We start from the raw sequence: 23,364 nt of genomic DNA on the forward strand, positions 1-23,364 counted from the left end.
GCTAGCGGCGGCATCCAGCGCTCCGCTTCTCCGATCCTGCTCGGTCGGCCGGCGTCGGTTCACACGTACCGGGCGGGCCTCGTCAGGATCTTCGCGATGCACAGCGGCATGGCCTCAGCCGCGTCGTGCGAGCGCGAGCGGTACGAGCTGGGCGTCTCGCCGACGATGGAGGTGAACGTCGAGCTGAACGAGCCGAGAGAGGTCGCACCCACCGCGATGCAGGCATCCGTCACCGACATGCCGCCGCGCAGCAGCGCCATCGCGCGTTCGATGCGCCGGGTCATCAGGTACGAGTAGGGCGTCTCGCCGTACGCGGTCTTGAACTCGCGCGAGAAGTGCGCGGGTGACATGAGCGCCTTCGCCGCCATCGTGGGCACGTCGAGCGGCTGCGCGTAATCGCGGTCCATCAGGTCGCGCGCGCGTCGCAGGTGGACGAGCGTCTGCGGGGACTGGAGGGCGGATGCCACGGCCTCAGGATACCGGGATGCCCCGCTGGTCTCACGCGGTGGGGATGGCCACGATGGGGTCGGTGGTCGGCACGCCGTCAGGCGCGCCGCCCTCGGGTTCGACCGTGACCGCGACGGTGTCCTCCTCCGACCATGCGCCGTCGAGCAGCACCGTCGTGTCACCGTCGGCGCCCGCTTCGAACGTTCCCGCCGAGATCGGGTCGCCGTCGCGGACCCACCACAGCTCGAACGTCTCGTCTTCCGGGATCTCGGGCATCCCGTTGGTCACGAGCACGACCTTGCCCACCGACGGCGCCCAGTGCGCCGTCGCGGTGCCGCCGCCGGTCACTTCGACGGTGGCCGACGCGGCGTCGGGCGCCGACTCGATCTCGTCGAGCGCGACAACGGCGGGTGGCCGGTTGACCAGTTCGTTGATCGACGCCGCGCCGAAGCCGAGCACGGTGAGCACCACAAGGCACGCGGCCAGGGCGAGCAGCCCGCGGCTCCAGTTGCGCCGGCTCACGGCCTGGATGGTCGACGTGTTGGGCGGCGGCTCGGCGCTCAAGCGCTCGTCCGCGGGCTCCGGAGTCAGCGGCTCGCCCGCCTCGATCGCGGCGGCAGCCTCGGCCGCACCGATCGCCGGGACCTGCGGCGTCGTCGCGATTCGCGAGAGCAGGCTGGAACGCATCGTCAGGGGCGGCGCGGCCTCGGCGACGCCGTCGGCGAGAGCGGCCGCGGTGGCGGCATCCATCCTCACCCAGTGCTCCCATTCCGGATGCTTCACCCGCTCCGCTTCGAAGACCGAGCGGTCATGCGGCGAGAGGGAGTTCAGCGCGTACCCCGCCGCCAGTTCGGCGAACTCGTGCTCGTTCACGCCGTCACCCCCATCGCGTTTCTCAGGCGAGACAATCCGTCTCGCATCCTCGTCTTGATCGTCCCCAGCGGCGCTCCCACCAGCGCCGCGATCTCGCTCTGACTGTAACCGCCGTAATAGGCGAGGGTCAGGGCTTCCTGCTGTACTTCGGGAAGCGTCGACAGCGCCGCGGTGAGTTCTTGGCTCGCGAGGCGCAACTCGACCTGTTCGGCGACGCCGTCGTGCGCGACGTCCAGGTCGCGCAGCCCCGCCCGCACGTCGCGATCACTGCTCGCCTGCGACGCCCGCACGCGGTCGACGGCCCGGCGATGAGCGATCGTGAGGACCCACGATCTTCCCTGACCTCTGTTCGGAGTGAACCGCGCGGCGGATTGCCAGACCTCGAGGAACACCTCCTGCAGGACCTCCTCGCTCTGGGCTCGGTCGACGAGAACTCGCAGGATGAGGCCGAATACGCGCGGTGACAGCAGGTCGTAGAGCCGGGCGAAGGCATCCTGATCTCCCGCCGCCACGCGCTGCAGCAGCACCGCGATGCGGTCGATGCGCGTCGTGCCGTCCTCGGGCACGTCCACACCGTCGATGACCATGTCCACCAGCATGCCTCATCCCCCTCCCGCTCGACATTCGGGCATGACGTGCCGCCCGTTCGCGACCAGCCCCGGCGGGTCGTTCGCGTCGCCCGTTGGCTCCCGAAGCATCGCCGGTCGTTCGCGCTGGAGGCGGAATCGGATTGCGTCGCCGGCCCGAGTGAACAGACCAGCGGATGCCGGTCCTCGGGGAGCGGCATCCGGTTCCCATCCGATTCCCGCGCGCCTCCGAACACCCCAGTACAGCCGCTCCTGCGGCCGGCTCCCGCGATGCGGGACCTGCACATCACGGTCCGCACGGACCTCACAGAGGAGGAAGTCATGTCACTCACTCGCACGTTCGCTTCACGCCGCACGCGTGTCTCGGCCGGTCTCGCCCTCGCCGTCGCAGCCACCTTCGCGCTGTCCGCCTGTTCCATGGGGGGCTCGACCGCCGAGCCGTCGGACGAGCCCTCGGCCGCACCTATGGAAACGGAAGAAGCCGAGGAGCCCACGGCCATGGATCCTGCCGCCAACCTCGTCGGCCCCGGCTGCGCGGGCTACGCGGAGGCCGTCCCGGACGGCGCGGGATCGATCGAAGGCATGTCGACCGAGCCGGTCGCGGTCGCAGCATCCAACAACCCGATCCTCACGACACTGGTCGCCGCTGTCAGCGGACAGCTGAACCCCGAGGTCGACCTCGTCGACACGCTCAACGGTGACGAGTTCACCGTCTTCGCGCCCGTCGACGACGCGTTCGCGAAGATCGATCCCGCCACGATCGAGGCGCTGAAGACCGACTCGGCCACGCTCACGACGATCCTGACGTACCACGTCGTTCCGGGGCAGGTCGCGCCCGACGACATCGCCGGCACCCACACGACGGTACAGGGCGCCGACGTCGAGGTCACCGGAAGCGGCGACGCGCTGATGGTCAACGACGCCAACGTCATCTGCGGCGGCGTGCAGACCGCCAACGCCACGGTGTACCTGATCGACTCGGTCCTGATGCCTCCGGCTCAGTGACCACCTGCCGGCGCTGCCGGCGATGGGAGCGGCGCAGCCGCCGGCACCTGCGAGTTGGTGCCGGCGGCTTCGTCGTGCCTCCCTTTGCACTGATCGTGCGCGGCGTCAAGGGCGTGTCAGCCTCGCGGACCGCCACCTAGGTTCAAAGAAGCTCGGAGCGCCCCGCCCCCCTTTAACGGCGCTCCGACGGGGAGGACCATGACAGACCTGCGCGAGGCGGGAGACATCTCGACGGGCGAGCTGCTCGACGGCCGGTATCGGCTCGAGCATCGCATCGGCGAGGGCGGGATGGCGCGCGTGTACCGTGCCCTCGACACGCACCTGAATCGCACGGTGGCGATCAAGGTGCTGCGTGGCGCGATCGATGCACCGGAGGTCCTCGAGCGCGCACAAGCCGAGACCCGTCTCCTCGCCTCACTCAACCACCACTCGATCGTGACCGTGTTCGACGCCCGCATCTCGGAGTCGGCCGGCAGCTACATCGTGATGGAATGCGTCCAGGGCGATACCCTGCGCGACCGCATCCGCCAAGGACCCATCGACGAATGTGACGTGGCCACCATCGCGGTCGACATCGCAGAGGCTCTGCACGTCGCCCACTCGGCGGGGATCGTCCATCGGGACATCAAGCCGTCCAACGTGCTGCTCGGTCCGTCCCCGCTACCAGGACCGACATGGCGGGCCAAGCTCGCCGACTTCGGCATCGCATTCCTCCTCGACACGACCCGCGTGACGACGCCGGGCATGGTCGTGGGCACGCCGGCGTACATCGCCCCCGAGCAGGCGCAGGGTGCTGCGCCGGCTCCCCCGTCGGACGTCTACGCCTTCGGTCTCATGCTCATCGAGGCTTTGACGGGAACGCGTCCATATGAGGGCGCCGAGGGCATCGGCGCGCTGGTGGCGCGACTGATCACGTCCCCCGAGATCCCCGACTCGCTGAGCCCGGAGTGGCAAGGTCTTCTTCGGGGAATGACGGCCACCCGCCCCGACGACCGCCCCACTGCCTTGGAGGTCGCCACGTCGGCGGCACGTCTCGCCGCCGCGTCCGCCGTCGCGTCGGTCGACCTGCCGACGCAGGCCGCTCCCCTCCCGACGTCGGCCCTCCCGCCCGTCGCAGCGGCTGGCGCGGCCGGGGGCGCCATGGAGGGCGCAGTCGTGGGGCAGGAGGATGATGCACCGAGCCCGTCGACCAAACCGACCGCGATCGTCCCCGTCGTGGAGGAGCCGCCACCCCCGCTGGAGACATCCGCTCCGCCCTCGGTAGGAACCGGAACCGGGGCGCCGCCCGAGCCGCGGGAGCGTGACACCGCGCGCGGCCGGCGAAGACTCATCGCCGGTCTCGTCGCCGCAGCGGTGATGATCGTCGCGATCGCGGGGTTGGTGTGGGCCATGAACCTGTCGGCCGGCACTCCCGACCCGGGGCCGTCTGCACCCGTCGTCGAGCCCACGCAGCAGCAGCCGAGCCAGACGCCCACCCAGCAGGCTCCGCCGCCCCCGGTGGAGCAAGAGGACAGCGGCGGCGATGACGGGAACAGCGGAAACGGCGACCAGGGGAACGGCGACACCGGGAACGGCAACCAGGGGAACGGCAACGGAACGGGCAACCAGGGGAACGGCAACGGAACCGGCAACCAGGGCAACGGCACCCAGGGCAACGGCACCCAGACCGAGACCGATGGGTCTGAGACGGAGACGGACACCGAGACCGAGCCCGGCAACGGAAACGGCCCCGGTGAATCCCCAGCCCCCAGTACGGCTCCGAACCCGACCGAGACGTCGCCCGCGGGGTGAGTCACCGCGGGGGCGGCGGCAACCAGGGAAATGGCGGCGAGGACAACCGCGGAGATCGCGGCCACCGCGGGAAGCCAGCGTAGAACCGCGACTCACCGCGCCCGGTAGGCTAGACCATGAGGGCCTCTAGCTCAGTCGGTAGAGCATCGGACTTTTAATCCGCGGGTCGTGGGTTCGAGCCCCACGGGGCCCACCCAAGTGCGTCGTCGGGGCCGCCGCCTCGTCAATTCGCCCGCACGCTCGACATCCTCCTCCCCGCACTCTTCGCGGCGGGCCGTCGGTCTGGCTGAGACTCCGTGACGACGACGACGTGGCGCAGCGAGCACCCACCGCGCGAGTCAGGACGCTTCGAGCCCGATCTCGTAGTGGACGAATCCGGTGTTCTTCGCCACGCGGTCGTAGAGCGCACGCGCAGTGGTGTTCGTCTCGTGCGTCAGCCAGTACACCTTCGCGCCGCCGTTCTCGCGGGCCCAGTCGGTCACGTGGGCGATGAGCGCCCGCCCGGCGCCGGAACCGCGCGTGTCCGGGGCCACGAAAAGATCCTCGAGGTAGCAGTAGGGGCCATGCGACCATGTCGCCGGGTGCGTGAGCCAGTGGACGAGTCCGGCACCGCGGGCAGCCCCATCCGCACGGGCGTCATTCGTCGCGATCGCACCCCACATCGGGAAGTCGGGGTCGACGAGCCTGCTCCACGTGAGCGCCGTCTGCTCAGCAGAGAGGTCTGCCTCGTAGAACTCGAGGTAGCCGCGCCACAGCGGAAGCCAGGCGTCGTGGTCGGCAGCTGTCAGCGGGCGGATCTGCGTCATGCCTCCCGAGGCTAGCGCGTCACCTCAGCGCGCTGCGGGCAGTACGCCGCGCGTGCGCGCCGAGGTCCGCGCCCCGTCTCGCCAGGAACTGCTCGAGCCTGTGCTGGTCGACCCGGCCGATCTCGCGCAAGGCCACGCCAACGTTCGTCTGCACCAGGTGCTCGGGGTCGTCGGCGAGGATTTCGCACAACGCAAGTGCATCGTCCAGATCGCCCGAGCGGATGATCCAGAAGGCGGCGGTGACGGCGAGGCGCCGATGCCAGCGGTCAGGCGAACGCGCGAGGTCGAAAAGCACGTCCCGCGGCTTGTCGAGCAGGTACCAGCCGACGACCCGAGGCGCCGCCCGATCGATGTAGTCCCACGTGTCGAGGCGGTCGAGCCGGCGCATCCAGAGCTCATAGAGCGCTTTGCGGTCGGCGTCCTTGGCTCTGGCCTTGAAGTCCAGGATCGAAACGGCGGCCATTCGCATCTCGTACGCGTCAGAGTCGAGCAGCCGGTCGACCTCGGCCAGCGGCATCCGCAAGTTCGTTCTCGCGATATCGAAGACCGTTCCCATGCGTACGCCGATGACCTCGGTGCGTGTGTCGGTCATGCGCCGCTGGATCTTGACGCGTTCGTCGGCGGATGCCTCTGCCTCGAGCGCCGCGCGGATGCTCTCGGCCGTCGCGTCGCTCACTCGCCGTGCCGCTGGGATGCGTCGCCCGATTCGACGAGTACCGCGCCGGCATGTGCGATCTCGGCGAGCGCCTTCTCGCTGGAGTCCGCATGTACTCCGGCGACGAGGTCGGTGAGAACCCGGACGTGGCGGCCCGCGCCGATCGCGTCCAGCGCGGAGGCGCGGACGCAGTAGTCGGTGGCGAGGCCGACGATGTCGATGTCGAGGATGCCGTGCTGTTCGAGGAGCTGCAGCGCGGTCGTGCCGTCGTCGGCGGTGCCCTCGAACAGCGAGTATGCGGGCTTGCCCTGGCCCTTCTTGAGGTGATGCGTGACGGCGGAAGTGTCGAACACGTCGTCGTACTCGGCGCCGTAGCTGCCGCCGACGCAGTGCGGCGGCCAGGTGTCGACGAAGTCGGGCTCGCCGGTGGCGAAGTGACCGCCGTTGTCGTTATCGCCGTCATGCCAGTCCCGCGAGGCGACGATGATCTCGTATTCGTCAGCGTGTGCCTGGAGGTACGCGGTGATGCGCTCGGCGACCGCATCACCGCCCTCGACGCCCAGCGCGCCGCGCTCGGTGAAATCGTTCTGCACGTCGACGATGAACAGTGCCTTGCTCATGATTCGAGCGTACGCCGGTACTCCTCGCGTGTGAGGGGGTGACCGTCATCGGCGACGAGTTCGGAGGAGGTTGCGCCTGCCGCTGCGATGCGTTCGGGAACCGGGGAGCCGGGGGCGCTCGCCGGGCCGTCCCGACGCCACAGCTTCGACGGCCACCAGATCGCCCGTCCGATGTCGTACGAAAGCGCCGGGACGAGAAGGGAGCGCACGACGAACGTGTCGAGCAGCACCCCGAACGCCACGATGAACGCGATCTGCGCGAGGAACAGGATCGGGATGACGCCGAGAGCCGCGAACGTGGCCGCGAGCACCAGTCCCGCGGAGGTGATGACGCCGCCGGTCGCGACGAGACCCCGCAGAATGCCGCGCCGCGTCCCGTGGACGAGCGACTCCTCCCGCACACGCGACATGAGGAAGATGTTGTAATCCACACCCAGTGCGACGAGGAAGACGAAGCCGTACAGCGGAACGGCGGGATCGGCACCGGGAAAGCCGAACACCTCGTTGAAGACGATCGCGCTCACACCCAGCGCGGTGCCGAACGACAGGATGACCGTCGCGATGAGGAGCACCGGCGCGACGATCGACCGCAGCAGCACCATCAGGATCAGCAGGATGACGACGAGGATCACGGGGATGATCACGGTGCGATCGCGCGTCGAGGTGTCGTTCGTGTCGATGTCGGTCGCCGTCTCGCCCCCGACGATCGCAGCACCGGCGCCCAGTGTCTCGTCGAGTTCGGCCCGCAGTGCCCGAACCGTGTCTTCGGCGGCGACGGAGTCGGCGGCATCCGTCAGCGTCCCGATCACGAGCACGTCGCCGTCCGCGACGGTGGGCTCCGGTGCCGGGGTTCCCGGCGGACCGAGGGCCGTGAGCACGGGCTCGCCGCCGTCGAGTTCGACCGTCGCCTGGCCGGTCGGCGAGTCCGCCGACGCGACGGCCACCGACTCGACGCCGTCTGCCTCGATCAGCACTTCGGCCGCCGCCGCCAGATCGTCCTCGGGCACGATGACGTAGACGGGAGACCCCGAGCCGGCGGGGAAGTGCTCCGCGAGCACCTCCTGGCCCTCACGGGCCTCGGATGCTCCGAGCACGAGCTCGCTCGTGGGCACGCCGTCGGCGTTGAGCTGCGTGACGCCGACCGCGCCGGCGAGCAGCACCACGGTGCAGACGATCCACACGGTGCGCGCACGACGGGCGACCAGCCGGGCCACTCGCGGCCAGACGCCGGTGACCGGCTGCGTCAGATCATCGGGGATCGTCGCCATCGGCGCCTTGGGGATGAACGGCCAGAAGGCGGCGCGCCCGCACAGCGCCAGCAGAGCGGGCAGGAACGTCAACGCCGACAGCACCGAGAACGCGATGCCGATGGACGCGATGGGTCCGAGGGCGCGATTGGTCGCGAGATCGGACAGCAGCAGGCACAGCAGGCCGGCGATCACGGTGCCGCCGGATGCGAGGATCGGCTCGAAGGCGCCGCGCCACGCCTGGGTGACGGCATCCCACCGCTGCGCACCCGCCGCGATCGCCTCGCGGAACCGCGCCACGTACAGCAGGGCGTAGTCGGTCGCGGCGCCGATCACCAGGATGAAGAGGATGCCCTGCACCTGCCCGTTGAGCACGACGATGCCGGCCTTCGCGAGCCACCACACCGTGAGCAGGGCGACGCACAGCGCGAAGACCGATGTCGTGAGCACCAGCACCGGCAGCAGCGGCGACCGGTAGACGATCACGAGGATCACGAACACCGCGATGAGCGCGACGGCCAGCAGAAGCCCGTCGATGCCGAGGAACCCCTCGACGAGGTCGGCGGTGAAACCTGCCGGGCCGGTCACCCACCCCTCGAGCCCCTGCTCCAGGTCTTCGGCGACGAGGGCTCGCATCGCAGCGATCACCTCGCCGACGTCCGCCGACGAGTCGATCGGGACGAACAGCTGCAGCCCCTCGCCGTCCTCCGACGGGACCGGGGGCGACACGTCGTCTTGAACCCCGTCGAGCTCGGCGATGTCGTCGGCGAGCGCCTGCACCTCGGCAACGTCGGACTCCGACAGTTCGCCGTCGCCGGTCACGACGATGACGGCGGGAATGCTCTCTTCGCCCTGGAAATCGGCGAGCCGCTCGCCCGCGCGCGTCGCGTCGGCATTCTCGGGAAGGAACGATGAGCGGTCGTTCGTCGAGACCTCGTCGACCTTGCCGAAGTACGGCCCACCGATCGAACCCACCGTCAGCCAGACCAGAACCAGGAGCACGGGGATGCCGATCCGGAGCCATCGGGAGGGCCCACGGCGGGCATGGTGAGGCGATGTCATATTGCTAGCTTATCTAGCGATAGCCTGTCGCGACGACACCCTAGGCTGACGCACGATGATCTCCGCGGCTCTCGCGCTCCTCGGCGCCCTCGTCTACGGCTCTGCCGACTTCTTCGGCGGGCGTGCCGCCACGCGCCTGCGCTCGATCGTCGTGACCGCGGTGTCCGCCCTGTCGGGCCTCGTCGCGCTCGCGGTGACGCAGCCGCTCCTCGGCGGCGTCTGGACCGCGCAGGACGTGGCATGGGGCGCGCTGGCGGGCGTGATCGGCGTGGTGGCCGTGGCGCTGCTCTACGCGTGCCTCGCGATCGGGCCGATGAGCATCCTCTCGCCGTTGACGGCCGTCGTCTCGGCGATCGCCCCGATGCTGTGGGGGCTTCTGGTCAACGGGGACACCCTCGCGCCGATCGGCTACGCCGGCCTCGGCGTGGCGCTGGTGGCGGTCGTGCTCGTCGGCTTCCTGCCGGGCGAAGCCGTCGTCCGGCCGCGGCTCAGGGGTGTCGTGATGGCGGTCGGCGCCGGCGTCGCGATCGGCGCCTTCCTCATCGTGATCGACCAGACGAGCGAGGGCAGCGGCCTCATTCCGCTCGTGACGAGCCGAGCGACGAGCAGTCTCGTCACCGCGATCGTGGTCGGGATTCTGATCCTCGCCGCCCTGCGACGCGGCACTCCCGCCCGGTCGGTGTTCGACGTCGCCGGGCCCCGCCTCGGTGCGACGCCGAGCGGCCACGCGGATCTCGACCACGTCGAAGATCTGGCGGGAGCCGGGAGCGCGGCATCCGCCCCCCGCGTCAGCACGCGGCAGGCGTGGTGGCTCGCGATCGTATGCGGAGTGACGGATGCCGCGGCGAACGCCCTCATGCTGGTCGCGCTGCGGGCGGGCGACCTGTCGATCGTGTCGGCGCTGACAGCCCTGTACCCGGCAGGGACGATCATCCTGGCGGCCATCGTTCTGCGCGAGCGCGTCGCGCGCGTGCAGTGGGCGGGCCTGGGGCTCGCTCTCGTGGCAGGCGGGATGCTCGCGCTCGCGTGATCCAGGGAGCCAGGGAGCCCCGGCTCAGCCGCGCAGGAAGAGCAGGACGAGAGACACGGCGAGCGAGAGTGCGCCGACAGCGATGAGCCCACCGGCGAGCAGCGCCACCGCCCGGACTGCAGGCGAGCCCTGGGTCAGACGCATGCGGTTGCGGGCTCCGCGCCGGTAGAAGACATCTGCCATGTCCTTCTCGCCGATCGCAAGCTCCTGCTCGTGTGTGAGGGCCGACTCGTTGACTCCGCCGTCCTCATCGAACCAGCGCACGATGTGGCCATGCTCGGCGTCCTCCACCACGGCGCGCGTGGGAACCCACGTGCCGTCGAGCAGGTACATGACCAGGGCGATGCCGGCGACGAGAGCGCCCACGCCGAAGCCGACCCACGAGAAGATCTCGGCGATGGCGTCGATCGCGTGCTCCGGCACTGGTCACCACCGTCCTTGCGATACGGAAAACGGCCACGCTGCCGTCCCTGAGAACTGCGCGGCCGCTTCCGGTTCAGAGCCACCTAAGGGAATCGAACCCTTGACCTATTCATTACGAGTGAATCGCTCTGCCGACTGAGCTAAGGTGGCGCGCTTCGCTTGCGCGATGCACGATCAACGATCTTACAGGCTCGGGAAGGCGCTCGCGAACCGCAACAGACCAGCGCACGACGGCGGACGCCGTCTCTGCGGCGACGGCACTCGGTGTCGACGTGTTACGTGCGAATTCGGAGCCGCTCGCCGGCGGTCATAGGTTCGTATCCGGTCCGCGATGCAGCGAGCGCGGTCCGAGGATCGCGCCGGCGGTCGACCGCCCATCGTCGCCGGGCCATCGATCCACAGGAGCAGACATGTCCAAGAAGTTCGTATCCGCCGCAGCACTCGCCCTCCCCCTCGCCCTCCTGCTCGCCGGGTGCGCCGGCGGCAGCGCAGAAGCGGGTTCGGAACCCGGCGAGGTCGTGCGCATCGGCGTCGTCAACTCGGGCGACGCGTACTGGGAGACCTTCACCGAGACGGCCGCCGACGAAGGCATCGAGGTCGAGATCGTGAACTTCACCGAGTACACGCAGCCGAACCCCGCCCTCGCGGCCGGCGAGCTCGACCTCAACCAGTTCCAGCACGTCATCTACCTGGCGACGTACAACGTCCAGAGCGACGACGACCTGCAGCCCATCGGCTCCACGGCCATCTATCCGCTCGGCCTCTACTCGACGCAGTACGAGTCGGTCGACGACATCCCCGAGGGCTCGACCGTCGCCGTGCCCAACGACGAGTCCAACCAGGCGCGCGGGCTCCTCGTGCTGCAGTCGGCGGGTCTCATCGAACTGGCGGACGGCGGCTCGATCTTCTCCACGGTGGCCGACGTGCTGCCGGAGTCGAAGGTGAAGGTCGAGGCTCTCGAGGCCTCGTTCACCGCGACGTCGCTGCCCGATGTCGCGGCCGCGATCGTCAACAACGACTTCCTCGCGGACGCCGGGCTGACCGCCGACGACGCGATCGCGCAGGACGACCCCGCCGACCCGGCGGCGATCCCGTACATCAACATCTTCGCCGCGAAGGCCGAGGACGCCGACAACCCCACCTACCTCAAGCTCGTCGAGATCTACCAGGAGACCCAGGAGATCCTCGATGGCGTGGTCGAGGCATCCGGGGGGACCGCCGTTCTCGTCCAGACTCCGGTCGAAGATCTCGTCACTTCGCTCGCCGAGGTCGAGGAAGCCACGCGCGACCACCAGTGATCCCATCCGTGTGCGGCCCGATCGGCGATTCTCGCGAGCGGGCCGCACACGCGCGTCCTGCCGAGGAGCAGCAGCATGAGCCTCATCCGCCTCACCGGCGTCAGCAAGGCCTATCCCCCGCCCGCGAAGGGCGCCGACCCCGTGATCGCCGTCGACGACGTGTCGCTGTCGGTCGAGGCCGGCGAGGTCTGCGGCGTCGTCGGCTACTCCGGCGCGGGCAAGAGCACCGTCCTGCGCCTGGTCAACGCCCTCGAGTCGCCGACGGCGGGCACCGTCGAGATCGACGGCGTCGACATCACCCGGCTGCGCGAGCGGGAGCTGAGGACGCTGCGCAGCGACATCGGCATGATCTTCCAGCAGTTCAACCTGTTCGACTCACGCACGGTCGCCGGGAACGTCGCCTACCCGCTCGAGGTCGCCGGGCACCCTCGAGCCGAGATCGCGGCGCGCGTCGACGAACTGCTGCGCTTCGTCGGTCTCGCCGACAAGGCGCGCAGCTACCCCGAACAGCTGTCCGGCGGCCAGAAGCAGCGCGTCGGCATCGCGCGAGCACTCGCGACGAGCCCTCGCATCCTGCTGGCGGACGAGGCCACGAGCGCACTGGATCCCGATACGACGCAGGAGGTGCTGACCCTCCTGAAGCGCGTCAACCAGGAGCTGGGCATCACGATCCTCGTCATCACGCACGAGATGGACGTCATCCGCACCCTCGCCGACCGGGTCGTCGTGATGGAGAACGGCCGCATCATCGAGAGCGGCGAGGTGTTCGACGTGCTGTCGACCCCGCAGCACGCCGCCACCCGCCGTTTCGTCGCGAGCATCATCGAGGACGTGCCGGCCGGCGAACAGCTGCGCACGCTGCATGACCGGCACCCGGGCCGGATCGTCACCTTCACCGTCAGGGACGGCGACGTCACGCAGAGCGACATCTTCGCCGCCCTCTCGTCGCACGGCGCGCGGTTCGAGCTGATCCACGGCGGGATCAACGACATCCGCGGGAGGGTCTTCGGGCATCTGACGCTGGCCCTGACCGGAGACGCGGATGCCGTCCAGCGGGCGATCGAGGCGGCCTCGGCGTTCGCGCCCCTGAGCGAGGAGGACATCCGTGGATAGGCTCGTCGACCTGCTGCCGGAGCTGTGGGCGGCCACGGCCGAGACGTTGTACGTCGTGTCGTTCAGCCTTCTCCTCGGCGGTCTCGCAGGCCTCCTGGTCGGGCTCGCGCTCTACGCCACGCGCGCCGGCAGTCTCTTCCCGAACCGGGTGCTGTTCGCCGCGCTGAACGTGGTCGTCAACTTCTTCCGCCCGATCCCTTTCGTGATCCTGCTCGCAGCGGTCCAGCCGCTCGCGCGTGCTCTCGGCATCCCCGGAATCGGCCCGGAGTTCGGAATCTTCGCCATCACCATCGCCTCGCTGTTCGCCATCAGCCGCATCGTCGAGCAGAATCTGCTGACCGTGCGACCGGGCGTCATCGAGGCCGCACGCGCGACCGGCGCGAGCCGCAGCCGCATCCTCTTCCGGCTGCTCCCCCGCGAGGCCCTCGGCCCGCTGATCCTCGGCTACACGTTCATCGTGGTCGCGCTGGTCGACATGACCGCGATCGCCGGTGCCGTCGCGGCCGGCGGCCTCGGCGAGTTCGCGATCGTCTACGGGTTCAAACAGTTCAACCCGTGGGTCACGTGGGCCGCGGTGCTCGTCATCATCGTGCTCGTGCAGGCCGTGCAGTTCCTGGGCAACGCCCTCGCGCGTCGCGTGCTGCGCCGCTGATCATGTGACGGAGGCGAGGGCGGATGCCGCGGCATCCGCCCTCGCCTCCGTCATGCCTACTCGCAGCGCAGGCCGTCCTCGGGCACGGTGCCGTCGATGAGGTAGGACTCGACGGCACCGTCGACGCACGCGTTGCCCTTGTTGTAACCGGTGTGTCCCTCGCCGACGCGCGTCACGAGGACGCCCGACGCGAGCTGCTCCGCGAGCGACACCGACCACTCGTACGGCGTGGCGGGATCGTTGGTGGTGCCGACCACGACGATCGGCGCCGCACCCTCGGCCGCGATGGGCTCGCGCACGCCGGTCGCCGGGTACGGCCATACCTCGCACGGATCGGGCCCGATCCAGTACGGCGCGACCGTCGGCGCCTCGGCGGCCAGCAGCGCCTCGGCCGCGGCCTCCTCCTCGGGTGTCGAATCCAGCGGGTAGTCCATGCAGTTGTACGCGCGGAACGCCTCGGTGGAGTTGTCGAGGTAGACGCCGTCCTGACGGTTGTAGTAGAAGTCGGCGAGCTGGAACGCCACGGCCGGGTCGCCGGCGAGCACATCGGTGAGCGCGGCGGTCAAGTAGCTCCAGCTGTCCTGCGAGTACAGGGCCGAGATGATCGCGGTCATGAGCGAATCAGCGCCGAGCATGCGACCGTCGGCGTTCTCGATGGGATCACGGTCCACCGCAGCAAGCAGCGTGCCGAGGTCGGCCATCGCGTCGTCGACCGATCCGCGGAACGGACATTCGTCGTCCTCCAGGCAGGACGCCATGTAGGCGCGCAGCGCAGATTCGAAGCCGATGCCCTGCGTGATGCCGACGTCGAGTCCGGGCACCGAAGGGTCGATCGCGCCGTCGAGCACGAGGCGGCCGACCCGCTCCGGGTACAGCTTCGCGTACGTCGCCCCGAGGAAAGTGCCATACGAATAGCCGAGGTAGTTCAGCTGCGAGTCGCCCAGGACGGCCCGCAGCAGGTCCATGTCGCGCGCCGCGTTCTCCGTCGTGATGTACGGCAGGATCCCGTCGCTTCCCGCGTCACAGGTCTCGGCGAAGTCGGCGTGACGGTCGAGCAGCTCATCCGTCCAGGCATCCGACCCCCGCTCGCCTTCGGGAATGTCGAACAGATACGCATCCATGTCGGGCGCTTCGTAGCAGTGCACGGCCGAGGACTCGCCGACACCGCGGGGGTCGAACCCGATGACGTCGAAGCGCTCGCGCACGGCATCGCCGACGGCGAACGACAGCGAGTCGCGGATCAACCCGACGCCGCTCGCGCCGGGTCCGCCCGGGTTGGTGAGGAGCGAGCCGATCGGCTCACCCGTCCCCTCGGCGCGGCTGCGGATGACAGAGAGCTCGATCTCGCCGGCCCCGGGGTCGGCCCAGTCGAGGGGTGCCGCCACCGTCGTGCATTCGAAGCCGCCGCACTCGGTCCAGTCCAGGCGCTGCTCGTAGAAGGGCAGCAGCTCGGCGGCCACGCCGTCGGTCTGCGGGGATTTGCTGCTCGTCGGCCGCGGCGATGACTCGGGAATCAACGTGTACAGGCACCCGCTGAGGACGAGGGATGCCGCGGCGAGGCCCGCGATGAGGGCGCCGAGCCGCCCGAATCGGCGGGCACGGGTGTTTCGGCGAGGACGGGTCGGGTTCACGGGGTCCTTCCGCTGGCGACGGTGATGAGCATGCTCTCGAGCGCGAGGATGGGCGCGGCATTGAGTTCGACGTTCTCGCGCGTCTCGCCGATGCGGTCCACGACGGTGAGCGTGCGCTCGGGGCTCCACGCGGACGCGAGTGCGCGCAGGTCGGCCTCGAGCTCTCGGTTGATGATCGTGTCGTCGCGACCGAACTGCAGCATGAGGACGTCGCGGAACATCGATTCGAGATCCGTGAGCACGCGGTCGATGCCGTCGCGCAGGCTCCGTGTGGCGCGGCGCTTCTGCTCGTCCTCGAGCGCCGAGAGCTGCGAGCGCACCGCAGGCGGCACGGCGGCCCCCTCGGCGATCCCGAGCGTGTGGAGCAGGCTCGATCGCTCGGCCTCGTCGCGTTCGGCGGTCAGGGCCTTGGCGTCTTCGGTCGCCGCCGCCACGATCGCGCCCGCGACTTCGACAGCGTCGCCGACGCCGCGCACCCCGAGCACAGCACGCAGCGTCGCGTCGCGGCGGGCGCGGGCCGCGGCATCCGTCGCGAGTCTCTGCGCCATGCCGATGTGACGCTGCGCGTGGCGGGCGGACTGCTCGGCGACCGCGGGGTCGGCCCCGGTGCGCTGCACGATCAGGCTCGCGACGTCGTCGACGTCGGGCTCGCGCAGGCGCAGCGTGCGCACCCGCGAGCGGATCGTGGGCAGCAGGTCGGCGTCACTCGGGGCGCACAGCACCCATACGGTGCGCTCCGGCGGCTCTTCGAGCGCCTTGAGCAGAACGTTCGACGTGCGCTCGGCCATGCGGTCGGCGTCTTCCATGACGATCACGCGGTACCGGCCCAGCGAGGGCGAGAAATACGACCGCTCGACGAGGGCGCGGGCGTCCTTGATCGAGATGATCACGCCCTCCGTGCGCAGCGCCGTCAGGTCGGGGTGCGTGCCGGCGAGCACTTGACGCATGGTCTGCGTCGCGCCGGCGCCGTCGGCCGGGTCGGCGATGAGCGCTGCAGCGAAGGCGTAAGCGAGCGTGGAGCGACCAGAGCCGGGCGGGCCGGTGATGAGCCACGCGTGAGTGAGCGATGCCGGGTCGGATGCCGCATCCCGCAGCGTCGCGACCGCCTCGTCCTGCCCCCACACGGCACCCCACGGCAGGGCGCCGGCGTCGATCGCCGCGCCCGAGGCCTGAGCGACAGCCGCGACCGGATCCATGCCGCCCAGCCTAACCGCGGCCCCAGACGCCTGCGTCACGCCGGCGTCCCCCATCCGCGCCCTCCCGCTCCCCCAGGACCGGGCACGCCGAGGATTCGGCGCGTGCGTGACGCGGGAGCTCAGGCGAGCAGCGCCGCGACGCGATCCCGCACGGCGGCGGCGAGCTCGGTGGGAGGCTGCGCCGCGTCGAGGACGAGGAACCGCGCCGGCTCGGCCGCGGCGAGGGCCAGGAACTCCTCACGCACGCGCGCGTGGAACGACTCCTTCTCGGCCTCGAGCCGGTCGAACGGCTTGTCGTCGGCGTCGAGGCGCGCGCGGGCGGTCACCGGGTCGAGGTCGAGCAGCACCGTCAGATCGGGAAGCAGCCCCTCAGTCGCCCACAGCGACAGCTGGCGGACCTCGTCCCGGCCCAGCACGCGCCCCGCACCCTGATACGCCACCGACGAGTCGAGGTAACGGTCCTGGATCACGACGTCGCCGCGCGCGAGCGCGGGACGCACGACCGTCTCGATGTGGTGCGCGCGGTCGGCCGCGTACAAGAGGGCCTCGGCGCGCGGCGACACCTCGCCGCGGTGGTGCAGCACGATGTCGCGGATGAGCACGCCCACTTCGGTGCCGCCCGGTTCGCGCGTGCGCACGACCGTGCGTCCGGCATCCGTCAGCCACGCCTCGAGCAGGCTCGCCTGTGTCGTCTTGCCGACGCCGTCACCGCCCTCGAACGTGACGAAGATGCCCCGACCGGGTCGATCGGATGGTGGGGCGGTCCCGGTCACTTCTTCGCCGCGGGCTTGCGGGTCGCGGTCTTGCGCGCGGGACGCTTGGCCGGTCCCTTCGCACGCTTGTCGGCCAGCAGCTGCACGGCCCGTTCGAAGGTGATCTCGGTCGCCTCTTCGCCGCGCGGGATCGTGGCGTTGGTCTCGCCGTCGGTCACGTACGGGCCGAAGCGGCCGTCCTTCAGCTTGATCGGCTTGCCGCTGGTCGGGTCGTTCTCGAACTCCTTCAGCGCCGAGCTCGCGCCGCGCGCCCCGTACTTGGGCTGCGCGTAGATGGCGAGCGCCTCCTCGAGCGTGATGTCGAAGATCTGCTGCTCGCTCTGCAGCGTGCGCGAGTCCGTGCCCTTCTTGAGGTAGGGACCGTAGCGGCCGTTCTGCGCCGTGATCTCGGCGCCGGTCTCGGGGTCAGTGCCCACGACTCGCGGAAGGTCGAGCAGGCGCAGCGCCGTCTCGAGGTCGAGGGTGTCGACCGACATCGACTTGAACAGCGACGCGGTGCGGGGCTTCGGCGCGGCGGGGGCCTTCTTCGCGGCGCGCTTCTTCGGCGCGGCGGCCTCGGGCTCGGGCTCCACAGGCACGACCTCGCCGGTGGCCTCGTCGACCGCTTCTTCCGCGGGCGGATCGGTCTCCTGCACGTACGGTCCAAAGCGGCCGTCCTTGACGACCACGAGCTTGCCGTTGGCCGGGTTCTCGCCCAGCACCCGGTCGCCCGCGACGGGCGCGTCGATGAGCTCCTGCGCGCGCTCGGGGGTCAGCTCATCGGGAGCGAGGTCCTCGGGGATGTTGACGCGCCGGGGCTCGGCATCCGGATTCTCCTTGTCGGCCACCTCGAGGTAGGGCCCGTACTTGCCGAAGCGCAGCGTCGCGACGTCGCCGATCGGGGTGGAGTTCAGCGCCCGCGCGTCGATCTCGCCGAGGTTGTCGACGATGTTGCGCAGGCCCACCTGCTGGTCGGAGCCGAAGTAGAACTCCTTGAGCCAGTCCTCGCGCTTCTGCTCGCCGCGGGCGATCGCGTCGAGGTCGTCCTCGAGAGCGGCGGTGAAGTCGTAGTCGACGAGGTCGGCGAAGTGCTGCTCGAGCAGTCGCACGACGCTGAACGCCAGCCAGCTCGGGATGAGCGCCTGGCCTCGCTTCGTGACGTACCCGCGGTTGAGGATCACGTCGATGATGCTCGCGAACGTCGACGGACGGCCGATGCCCTTCTCCTCGAGCGCCTTGACCAGGCTCGCCTCGGTGTAACGCGGCTTGGGGCTCGTCGAGTGGCCCTTCGGCTCGATGTCCTTCAGGCGCAGCACGTCGCCGACCGCCATCGTCGGCAGCGACTGGTCGTCCGCCTTGTCGGAGTCGCCGCGCTTCTCGTCCCGGCCCTCTTCGTACGCCTCGAGGAAGCCCTTGAACGTGTAGACGGTTCCGGATGCCGTGAACTCGACGCGGCGGCCGCCCGCGTTCACCGCGAGGGTCACGGTGGTCGTCTCGTACTTGGCGTCCGACATCTGGCTGGCCATCGTGCGCTTCCAGATGAGGTCGTACAGGCGCAGCTCGTCGCGGTCGAGTTCGTTCGACACGTCGGCCGGAGTGCGGAAGGTCTCGCCCGACGGCCGGATCGCCTCGTGCGCCTCCTGCGCGTTCTTGCTGTTGTTGCGGTACGTGCGGGGGTTCGGCGGCACCGCCTTGTCGCCGTACATCGCCACGGCCTGCTCGCGCGCCGCGTGCACGGCCTGCGTGCTCAGCGCCGTCGAGTCGGTGCGCATATACGTGATGAAGCCCTTCTCGTAGAGCCGCTGGGCGACGCTCATGGCGTGCTTCGCGCTCATCGAGAGCTTGCGTCCGGCCTCCTGCTGGAGCGTGGACGTCGTGAACGGGGGCTTGGGGCTGCGCGTGCCCGGCTTGGATTCGAGAGCCGAGACGGATGCCTCGCCCGCAGCCTCGATGGCGGTCGCGAGTTCGCGCACCTGGGCCTCGTCGAGAACGAGCACGGCCTTCTTCAGCTCACCGCGGTCGTCGAAGTCCGTGCCCCTGGCCAGCGCTGCACCGTCGACTCTGGCGAGGCGCGTGGCAAAGGCCTCGTCGATGCCCTGCGGCCGGTTCGGGGCGGCGAGCGCCTCGATGTCCCAGTACGACGCCGAGACGAAAGCCATGCGCTCGCGCTCACGATCGACCACGAGCCGGGTGGCCGCGGACTGCACGCGACCGGCCGACGTGCCCTGCTGCACCTTGAACCACAGCACGGGGCTCACATCCCAGCCGTAGAGCCGGTCGAGGATGCGGCGGGTCTCCTGCGCGTCGACGAGAGCGAGGTCGAGCTCGCGCGTGTTGTCGACGGCGGCGCGGATGGCGTCCTTGGTGATCTCGTGGAACACCATGCGCTTGACGGGGACCTTGGGCTTCAACGTCTGGAGAAGGTGCCACGCGATGGCCTCGCCCTCGCGGTCCTCATCCGTCGCGAGCAGGAGTTCGTCCGCGCCCTTGAGGGCGCGCTTGAGTTCGGCGACGGTCTTCTTGCCGCGCTCGCTCTCGACGTAGTAGGGGTCGAAGCCGTTCTCGATGTCGATCGAGTACTTCCCGTAGGCCTGCTTCTTGTCGGCCGGGATATCGCGCTTGTCCGCGAGGTCGCGGATGTGGCCGACCGAGCTGAGCACCTCGTAGCCATCGCCGAGATAGCCCTGGATCGACCTCATCTTGGTCGGGGACTCGACGATGACGAGCTTCTTGCCTTGTGACGCTGCCTTTGACACGTGGGGGCGTCCTTTCTTCGACGCAAACCATACACGTCGGTCGTCGGTGTGGTCGCTGTGAGGCTCCGTTCACGACGGCGGTCCGGCCCGCGCCGACGCCGTCGCCTCGATCGGGCCGAGTCGGGTGACGACCGTGATCGTGGCGATGAGCCCCTCCACCTCGCACAACGCGATGCGGGCGCCGAACGTTCCCGCCAGCTCCCCCGCACGCTCGCAGGGCGACCCCGTCGAGGCTCCCGATGCCGCGTCAGCGGCGGCGAGCGCCGCGGCGTCGGCGGCCGAGGCCAGGCGCTGGCCGACCACGGCGGCCGAGCCGGCCGCGGAGAGTCCCACGGTCAGCACGGCGACGCCGGCGACGAGCCCGACCGCGGCGAGGACGCCTGCCATCACAGGCCTCCGGCGAGCGCGCACCCGTCAGCCGTGATGCGCATTCCCAGCAGCGAGGGAGTGGATGCTGTCACGCAGACGAGATCGCCGCGCTCGGCGATCTCGACCGTGGCTCCGGGGACGGCTGCCGACACAGCTGCGTGCACCCGCCCGGCCGGTTCGCCGCGCGCACTCAGGCGCGCGGCATCCGCCACCGCGTCCTGCAGGCGCACGTGCCGCGATCCGGCCGCAAGGGCACCGATGCCCACCACGAGCACGAGCACGACCGCGGGCAGGGCGACCGCGAACTCGGCGACGACCGACCCGCGGTCGCCGCCCAGCCGCGGCCGAGTCATGCCACCGTGAGCGCGCGACGCACCAGATCGGTGAGGATGCCACGAACCTCATCGGACCGCATGATGACGACCAGCAAGCCTGCAAAGGCCACCGCGGCCATCGTCGCGATCGCGTACTCGGCGGTGGCCGCGCCGGTGTCGTCGGGCCCGCCGGTGCGGGGCGCGGCGAACAGCCTGGCCGCGCGACGACGCGTGAGGCGCGGGAGGGAGGGAGTGCGGACAGGGTGTGACATGGGATCTCCATTCGGATCAGGGGCACGTGCGGCGCGGCGGAGGCGTGTCCGCCGTGGATTCGGGCGCCGGCTGTGGACCCGGCGGAGCCTGGTGCGTGGCCGCCTCATATAGAGAGAGGTACGGCCGACATCACGCTGAGGAGCATCGGTGCGACGCCCAGCAGCAGGAACGCGGGCAGGGTGCACACGCCGAGCGGCAGCAGCAGCCGTGTCGACAGCCGCGCGGCGCGAAGCCTGCCGTCGACCCGTGCGCGATGCCGGGCGTGCGCGGCTGACGCTCGCAGCAGTTCGACAGCGGGAATGCCGGCGGAGCGCGACAGGGCGAGCACATCCGCGCCGCCGTCTCCGACGACGCCCGCCTGCCGCACGATGCTCGTCGCGCGGTCGATCGAGACGCCGCCGCTCAGGGCGATCGCAAGCAGCTCGGCCTCCAATCCGGGTACCGCCCCGTCGGCGCGAGCGCGGCGGACCAGGCTCGAGCTCCAGCGCTGCGCGGCGACGATCAGGACCGCCCCGGTGAGCAGGCAGGCGATCCCGAGCGGCTGGCCGAGCAGTACGCCGAATGTGTCGAAGCCCAGGACGGCACCGAGGCCGACCGCCACGAGTGGCAGCCAACCCATCAGGCGGGCGGTCGCAGCGGGCTCGGCAAGCGCCACCCGGACGTCGTCCGCGGCCTCCCGAGCGTCGCGCAGCGCCGACGCGAGCCCGCGCAGGCTCTCGGCGAGCGGGGCACCGACTGTCGTCGCCACGCGCCATGCCGCTGCGATGTCACGCCACGCCTCGGCGTCGTCCCGTGCCTCTGGACGCCGCCGACGCGAGAGCAGGCGTCGGAGCGGGAACGAGTGCTTCCCCGGCACGGTCCGGCTCGGCACCGCACCGCCGGGCACCGCCGGTGCACGAGCGGCCACAACTCCAGGGTCCGCGGCGGCGGCGATCGCCGCCGCCAGCGGCATCCCATTCGCCATCGCCTGGCCGACGCGCTTCGCGCTCGCATCGCCGGCGTCCGCGAGATGAGCCCACGCCCGCGCCGGTGCGACACCCGCCTGCAGCAGCACCGCGAGCCGCAGCACGGTCTCGGCCGGGGAACTCTCCGCCGCGGAGTTCCCCGCTGCCGTCGGGCTCCCCGGCGCCCTGCCCGTCACGGCCCGTCGCATGGCCGCTCCTCGATGGCAAGCCGGCCGCGCTCGTCGACGACCGGCGTTCCGATGCCGGCGATCCGGCGCGAGCCGTCGGGCCGCCGCTCGACATGCAGGACGAGATCGATCGCGCTGGCGACCTGTCGTGCGAGCGCGAAGTCGTCGAGTCCCGCGAGCGAACCCAGTGCCTCCAGACGAGCCGGCACGTCGCCGAGCCCGTTGGCGTGGACCGTGCCGGCTCCGCCGTCGTGCCCGGTGTTCAGGGCCGAGAGCAGCTCGCGCACCTCCTCGCCACGGCACTCCCCGACCACGAGCCGATCCGGACGCATTCGCAGGGCTTCCCGCACGAGCCGCGCGAGACCGACGCCGCCGGCCCCCTCGAGGTTCGGCTGACGCGCCTCCAGCCGCACGTGGTGCGGGTGATCGATCCGCAGCTCCGCGACGTCCTCGATCGTCACGATGCGCTCATGCCGGGGCGCCTCGCCCAGCATCGCGGCCAGCAGCGTCGTCTTGCCCGCCCCGGCGGCGCCGGATACGAGCAGATTGGAACGGCGCGCGATCGCGTCGTCGAGGACCTCGCGAACGGCATCGTCGAACATGCCGTTCGTCTGCAGGTCACCGAGCCCCGCGTCGCTCAGCCGCGGAACGCGTATCGAGATGGCCGTGCCGCCCGCCGCGATCGGCGGGAGCACGGCGTGCACCCTGATCCCGCCCTCCAGCCGGACGTCGACGCACGGCGACGCGTCGTCGATGTGGCGTCCGCCCGCCCCGATGAGCGCCACTGCGAGGTCACGCACGTCGTCCTCCGTCGCACGCCACTCCGGAGCCGCCTTCGCTCCTGAGCCGCGATCGACGAAGAGTCCGGCCGATCCGTTGATGAACAGGTCCGTGACCCCGCCGTCTTCCAGGTATGGCGCGAGCGGAACGAGCACCGGATGCCGGGGCGCCGGCGCGTCGGCAGCCGGTACCGCCGTCCGGCTCGGGCGAGCATCGGGCTCCCGCTGCTCCGGGAGCCACGCCGTCGGCAGGCGCGCCGGAAGCGGGATGTCGGGCGGCGGCGCGGTGGCTCGGCGGACCCCGGGCGGAACCGGATGCCGGGCATCTGTCCGCGCGACCGCATCCGGACGGGGCTGGACGACGAATGGTGCGGACATGCTCCGACGCTAAGAGCGCGGCGCGAGGCGCGACGTGCTGCCGGCGCGATCCGTGGATGAACGCCTCGCAGGTGCCCCTGTGGAGGAGCCTCTGAGTAACTCGGGACCGCTCCCACAAAAGGAAGGCGGCATCCCATGGGGGGAATGGGATGCCGCCGTGCGCGGAACCCGATGT

General features: G+C 70.4%; 23 protein-coding genes and 2 tRNA genes. 7 read left to right on the forward strand and 18 right to left on the reverse strand.

All coding sequences use genetic code 11. The features are described from left to right. Positions 1-59: 59 nt before the first annotated feature. The 3 genes from HF576_RS02375 to sigK all read right to left on the reverse strand — a co-directional run bounded on the left by HF576_RS02375 (position 60) and on the right by sigK (position 1,919). Positions 60-407 (reverse strand): helix-turn-helix transcriptional regulator, encoded by a 348-nt coding sequence (locus HF576_RS02375; protein WP_168912033.1) that lies wholly within the window; start codon positions 405-407, stop codon positions 60-62. 91 nt (positions 408-498) lie between these two features. Further along, positions 499-1,320, reverse strand: coding sequence for an anti-sigma factor (locus HF576_RS02380; RefSeq protein WP_168911173.1), 822 nt, complete (start codon positions 1,318-1,320; stop codon positions 499-501). Continuing rightward, on the reverse strand, positions 1,317-1,919 hold the full coding sequence (gene sigK, locus HF576_RS02385; protein WP_205834636.1) for an ECF RNA polymerase sigma factor SigK: 603 nt from the start codon (positions 1,917-1,919) through the stop codon (positions 1,317-1,319). The genes HF576_RS02380 and sigK overlap by 4 nt, the downstream gene beginning before the upstream one ends. 309 nt (positions 1,920-2,228) lie before the next feature. Between sigK and HF576_RS02390 the strand changes: the two genes are divergently transcribed. From HF576_RS02390 to HF576_RS02400, 3 genes are all read left to right on the forward strand, one after another. Beyond that, the gene (locus tag HF576_RS02390; RefSeq protein WP_168911174.1) at positions 2,229-2,912 is read left to right on the forward strand and encodes a fasciclin domain-containing protein; all 684 of its coding nucleotides are present in this window, start codon (positions 2,229-2,231) and stop codon (positions 2,910-2,912) included. A 198-nt stretch (positions 2,913-3,110) separates the two neighbouring features. After that, on the forward strand, positions 3,111-4,703 hold the full coding sequence (locus HF576_RS02395; protein WP_168911175.1) for a serine/threonine-protein kinase: 1,593 nt from the start codon (positions 3,111-3,113) through the stop codon (positions 4,701-4,703). A gap of 120 nt (positions 4,704-4,823) precedes the next feature. Continuing rightward, positions 4,824-4,896, forward strand: a tRNA-Lys gene (locus tag HF576_RS02400). A gap of 145 nt (positions 4,897-5,041) precedes the next feature. Here HF576_RS02400 and HF576_RS02405 read toward each other — a convergent pair. From HF576_RS02405 to HF576_RS02420, 4 genes are read right to left on the reverse strand one after another with little or no spacing between them, the layout of a single operon-like run. Then, positions 5,042-5,509: a GNAT family N-acetyltransferase gene (locus HF576_RS02405; RefSeq protein ID WP_168911176.1), complete on the reverse strand. Its 468-nt coding sequence runs from the start codon at positions 5,507-5,509 to the stop codon at positions 5,042-5,044. Between the two features lie 19 nt (positions 5,510-5,528). Further along, positions 5,529-6,185 carry a DNA alkylation repair protein gene (locus tag HF576_RS02410; protein WP_168911177.1) on the reverse strand — a complete coding sequence of 219 codons (657 nt, stop codon included), beginning with the start codon at positions 6,183-6,185 and terminating at the stop codon, positions 5,529-5,531. Next, complete coding sequence (locus HF576_RS02415) at positions 6,182-6,784, reverse strand: isochorismatase family protein (RefSeq protein WP_168911178.1); 603 nt, start codon at positions 6,782-6,784, stop codon at positions 6,182-6,184. The genes HF576_RS02410 and HF576_RS02415 overlap by 4 nt, the downstream gene beginning before the upstream one ends. Beyond that, a complete protein-coding gene (locus HF576_RS02420) occupies positions 6,781-9,093 on the reverse strand; it encodes an MMPL family transporter (protein WP_168911179.1) in 2,313 nt (770 codons plus the stop codon). The genes HF576_RS02415 and HF576_RS02420 overlap by 4 nt, the downstream gene beginning before the upstream one ends. A gap of 55 nt (positions 9,094-9,148) precedes the next feature. Here HF576_RS02420 and HF576_RS02425 point away from each other — a divergent pair, with 55 nt between their 5' ends. Further along, complete coding sequence (locus HF576_RS02425) at positions 9,149-10,123, forward strand: EamA family transporter (RefSeq protein WP_168911180.1); 975 nt, start codon at positions 9,149-9,151, stop codon at positions 10,121-10,123. A gap of 24 nt (positions 10,124-10,147) precedes the next feature. Here the strand turns inward: HF576_RS02425 and HF576_RS02430 are convergent, their stop codons facing one another. Both HF576_RS02430 and HF576_RS02435 read right to left on the reverse strand, forming a co-directional pair. Continuing rightward, positions 10,148-10,546, reverse strand: a complete 399-nt coding sequence (locus tag HF576_RS02430; protein WP_168911181.1) for a hypothetical protein — start codon at positions 10,544-10,546, stop codon at positions 10,148-10,150. A gap of 77 nt (positions 10,547-10,623) precedes the next feature. Next, positions 10,624-10,696, reverse strand: a tRNA-Thr gene (locus HF576_RS02435). 260 nt (positions 10,697-10,956) lie between these two features. Between HF576_RS02435 and HF576_RS02440 the strand changes: the two genes are divergently transcribed. The 3 genes from HF576_RS02440 to HF576_RS02450 all read left to right on the forward strand — a co-directional run bounded on the left by HF576_RS02440 (position 10,957) and on the right by HF576_RS02450 (position 13,609). After that, positions 10,957-11,844, forward strand: coding sequence for a MetQ/NlpA family ABC transporter substrate-binding protein (locus HF576_RS02440; protein WP_168911182.1), 888 nt, complete (start codon positions 10,957-10,959; stop codon positions 11,842-11,844). Between the two features lie 75 nt (positions 11,845-11,919). After that, on the forward strand, positions 11,920-12,957 hold the full coding sequence (locus tag HF576_RS02445; RefSeq protein ID WP_168911183.1) for a methionine ABC transporter ATP-binding protein: 1,038 nt from the start codon (positions 11,920-11,922) through the stop codon (positions 12,955-12,957). Then, positions 12,950-13,609, forward strand: a complete 660-nt coding sequence (locus HF576_RS02450; RefSeq protein WP_168911184.1) for an ABC transporter permease subunit — start codon at positions 12,950-12,952, stop codon at positions 13,607-13,609. The genes HF576_RS02445 and HF576_RS02450 overlap by 8 nt, the downstream gene beginning before the upstream one ends. Before the next feature lie 56 nt (positions 13,610-13,665). On the opposite strand, the gene HF576_RS02455 is transcribed toward HF576_RS02450, so the two are convergent. The 9 genes from HF576_RS02455 to HF576_RS02495 form a co-directional block, all read right to left on the reverse strand. Continuing rightward, a complete protein-coding gene (locus tag HF576_RS02455; RefSeq protein ID WP_168911185.1) occupies positions 13,666-15,240 on the reverse strand; it encodes an alpha/beta fold hydrolase in 1,575 nt (524 codons plus the stop codon). Beyond that, positions 15,237-16,436 carry a DNA polymerase III subunit delta' gene (locus HF576_RS02460; RefSeq protein ID WP_168911186.1) on the reverse strand — a complete coding sequence of 400 codons (1,200 nt, stop codon included), beginning with the start codon at positions 16,434-16,436 and terminating at the stop codon, positions 15,237-15,239. Before HF576_RS02460 ends, HF576_RS02455 begins: the two co-directional genes overlap by 4 nt. Positions 16,437-16,555: 119 nt before the next feature. Continuing rightward, a complete protein-coding gene (tmk, locus tag HF576_RS02465; RefSeq protein WP_168911187.1) occupies positions 16,556-17,209 on the reverse strand; it encodes a dTMP kinase in 654 nt (217 codons plus the stop codon). Further along, positions 17,206-19,944 carry a type I DNA topoisomerase gene (topA, locus tag HF576_RS02470; protein ID WP_168911188.1) on the reverse strand — a complete coding sequence of 913 codons (2,739 nt, stop codon included), beginning with the start codon at positions 19,942-19,944 and terminating at the stop codon, positions 17,206-17,208. The genes tmk and topA overlap by 4 nt, the downstream gene beginning before the upstream one ends. Before the next feature lie 69 nt (positions 19,945-20,013). Continuing rightward, on the reverse strand, positions 20,014-20,331 hold the full coding sequence (locus HF576_RS02475; RefSeq protein WP_168911189.1) for an Rv3654c family TadE-like protein: 318 nt from the start codon (positions 20,329-20,331) through the stop codon (positions 20,014-20,016). Continuing rightward, positions 20,331-20,666, reverse strand: a complete 336-nt coding sequence (locus HF576_RS02480; protein ID WP_168911190.1) for a TadE family type IV pilus minor pilin — start codon at positions 20,664-20,666, stop codon at positions 20,331-20,333. The genes HF576_RS02475 and HF576_RS02480 overlap by 1 nt, the downstream gene beginning before the upstream one ends. Then, positions 20,663-20,899, reverse strand: coding sequence for a DUF4244 domain-containing protein (locus HF576_RS02485; RefSeq protein WP_168911191.1), 237 nt, complete (start codon positions 20,897-20,899; stop codon positions 20,663-20,665). Before HF576_RS02485 ends, HF576_RS02480 begins: the two co-directional genes overlap by 4 nt. A 104-nt stretch (positions 20,900-21,003) precedes the next feature. After that, a complete protein-coding gene (locus HF576_RS02490) occupies positions 21,004-22,053 on the reverse strand; it encodes a type II secretion system F family protein (protein WP_240948617.1) in 1,050 nt (349 codons plus the stop codon). Further along, positions 22,038-23,189, reverse strand: a complete 1,152-nt coding sequence (locus HF576_RS02495) for a TadA family conjugal transfer-associated ATPase (protein ID WP_240948618.1) — start codon at positions 23,187-23,189, stop codon at positions 22,038-22,040. The genes HF576_RS02490 and HF576_RS02495 overlap by 16 nt, the downstream gene beginning before the upstream one ends. Positions 23,190-23,364: the final 175 nt, after the last annotated feature.

Origin of the sequence: Microbacterium salsuginis (genome assembly GCF_012524205.1) — a bacterium.
Taxonomy (GTDB): Bacteria; Actinomycetota; Actinomycetes; order Actinomycetales; family Microbacteriaceae; genus Microbacterium; species Microbacterium salsuginis.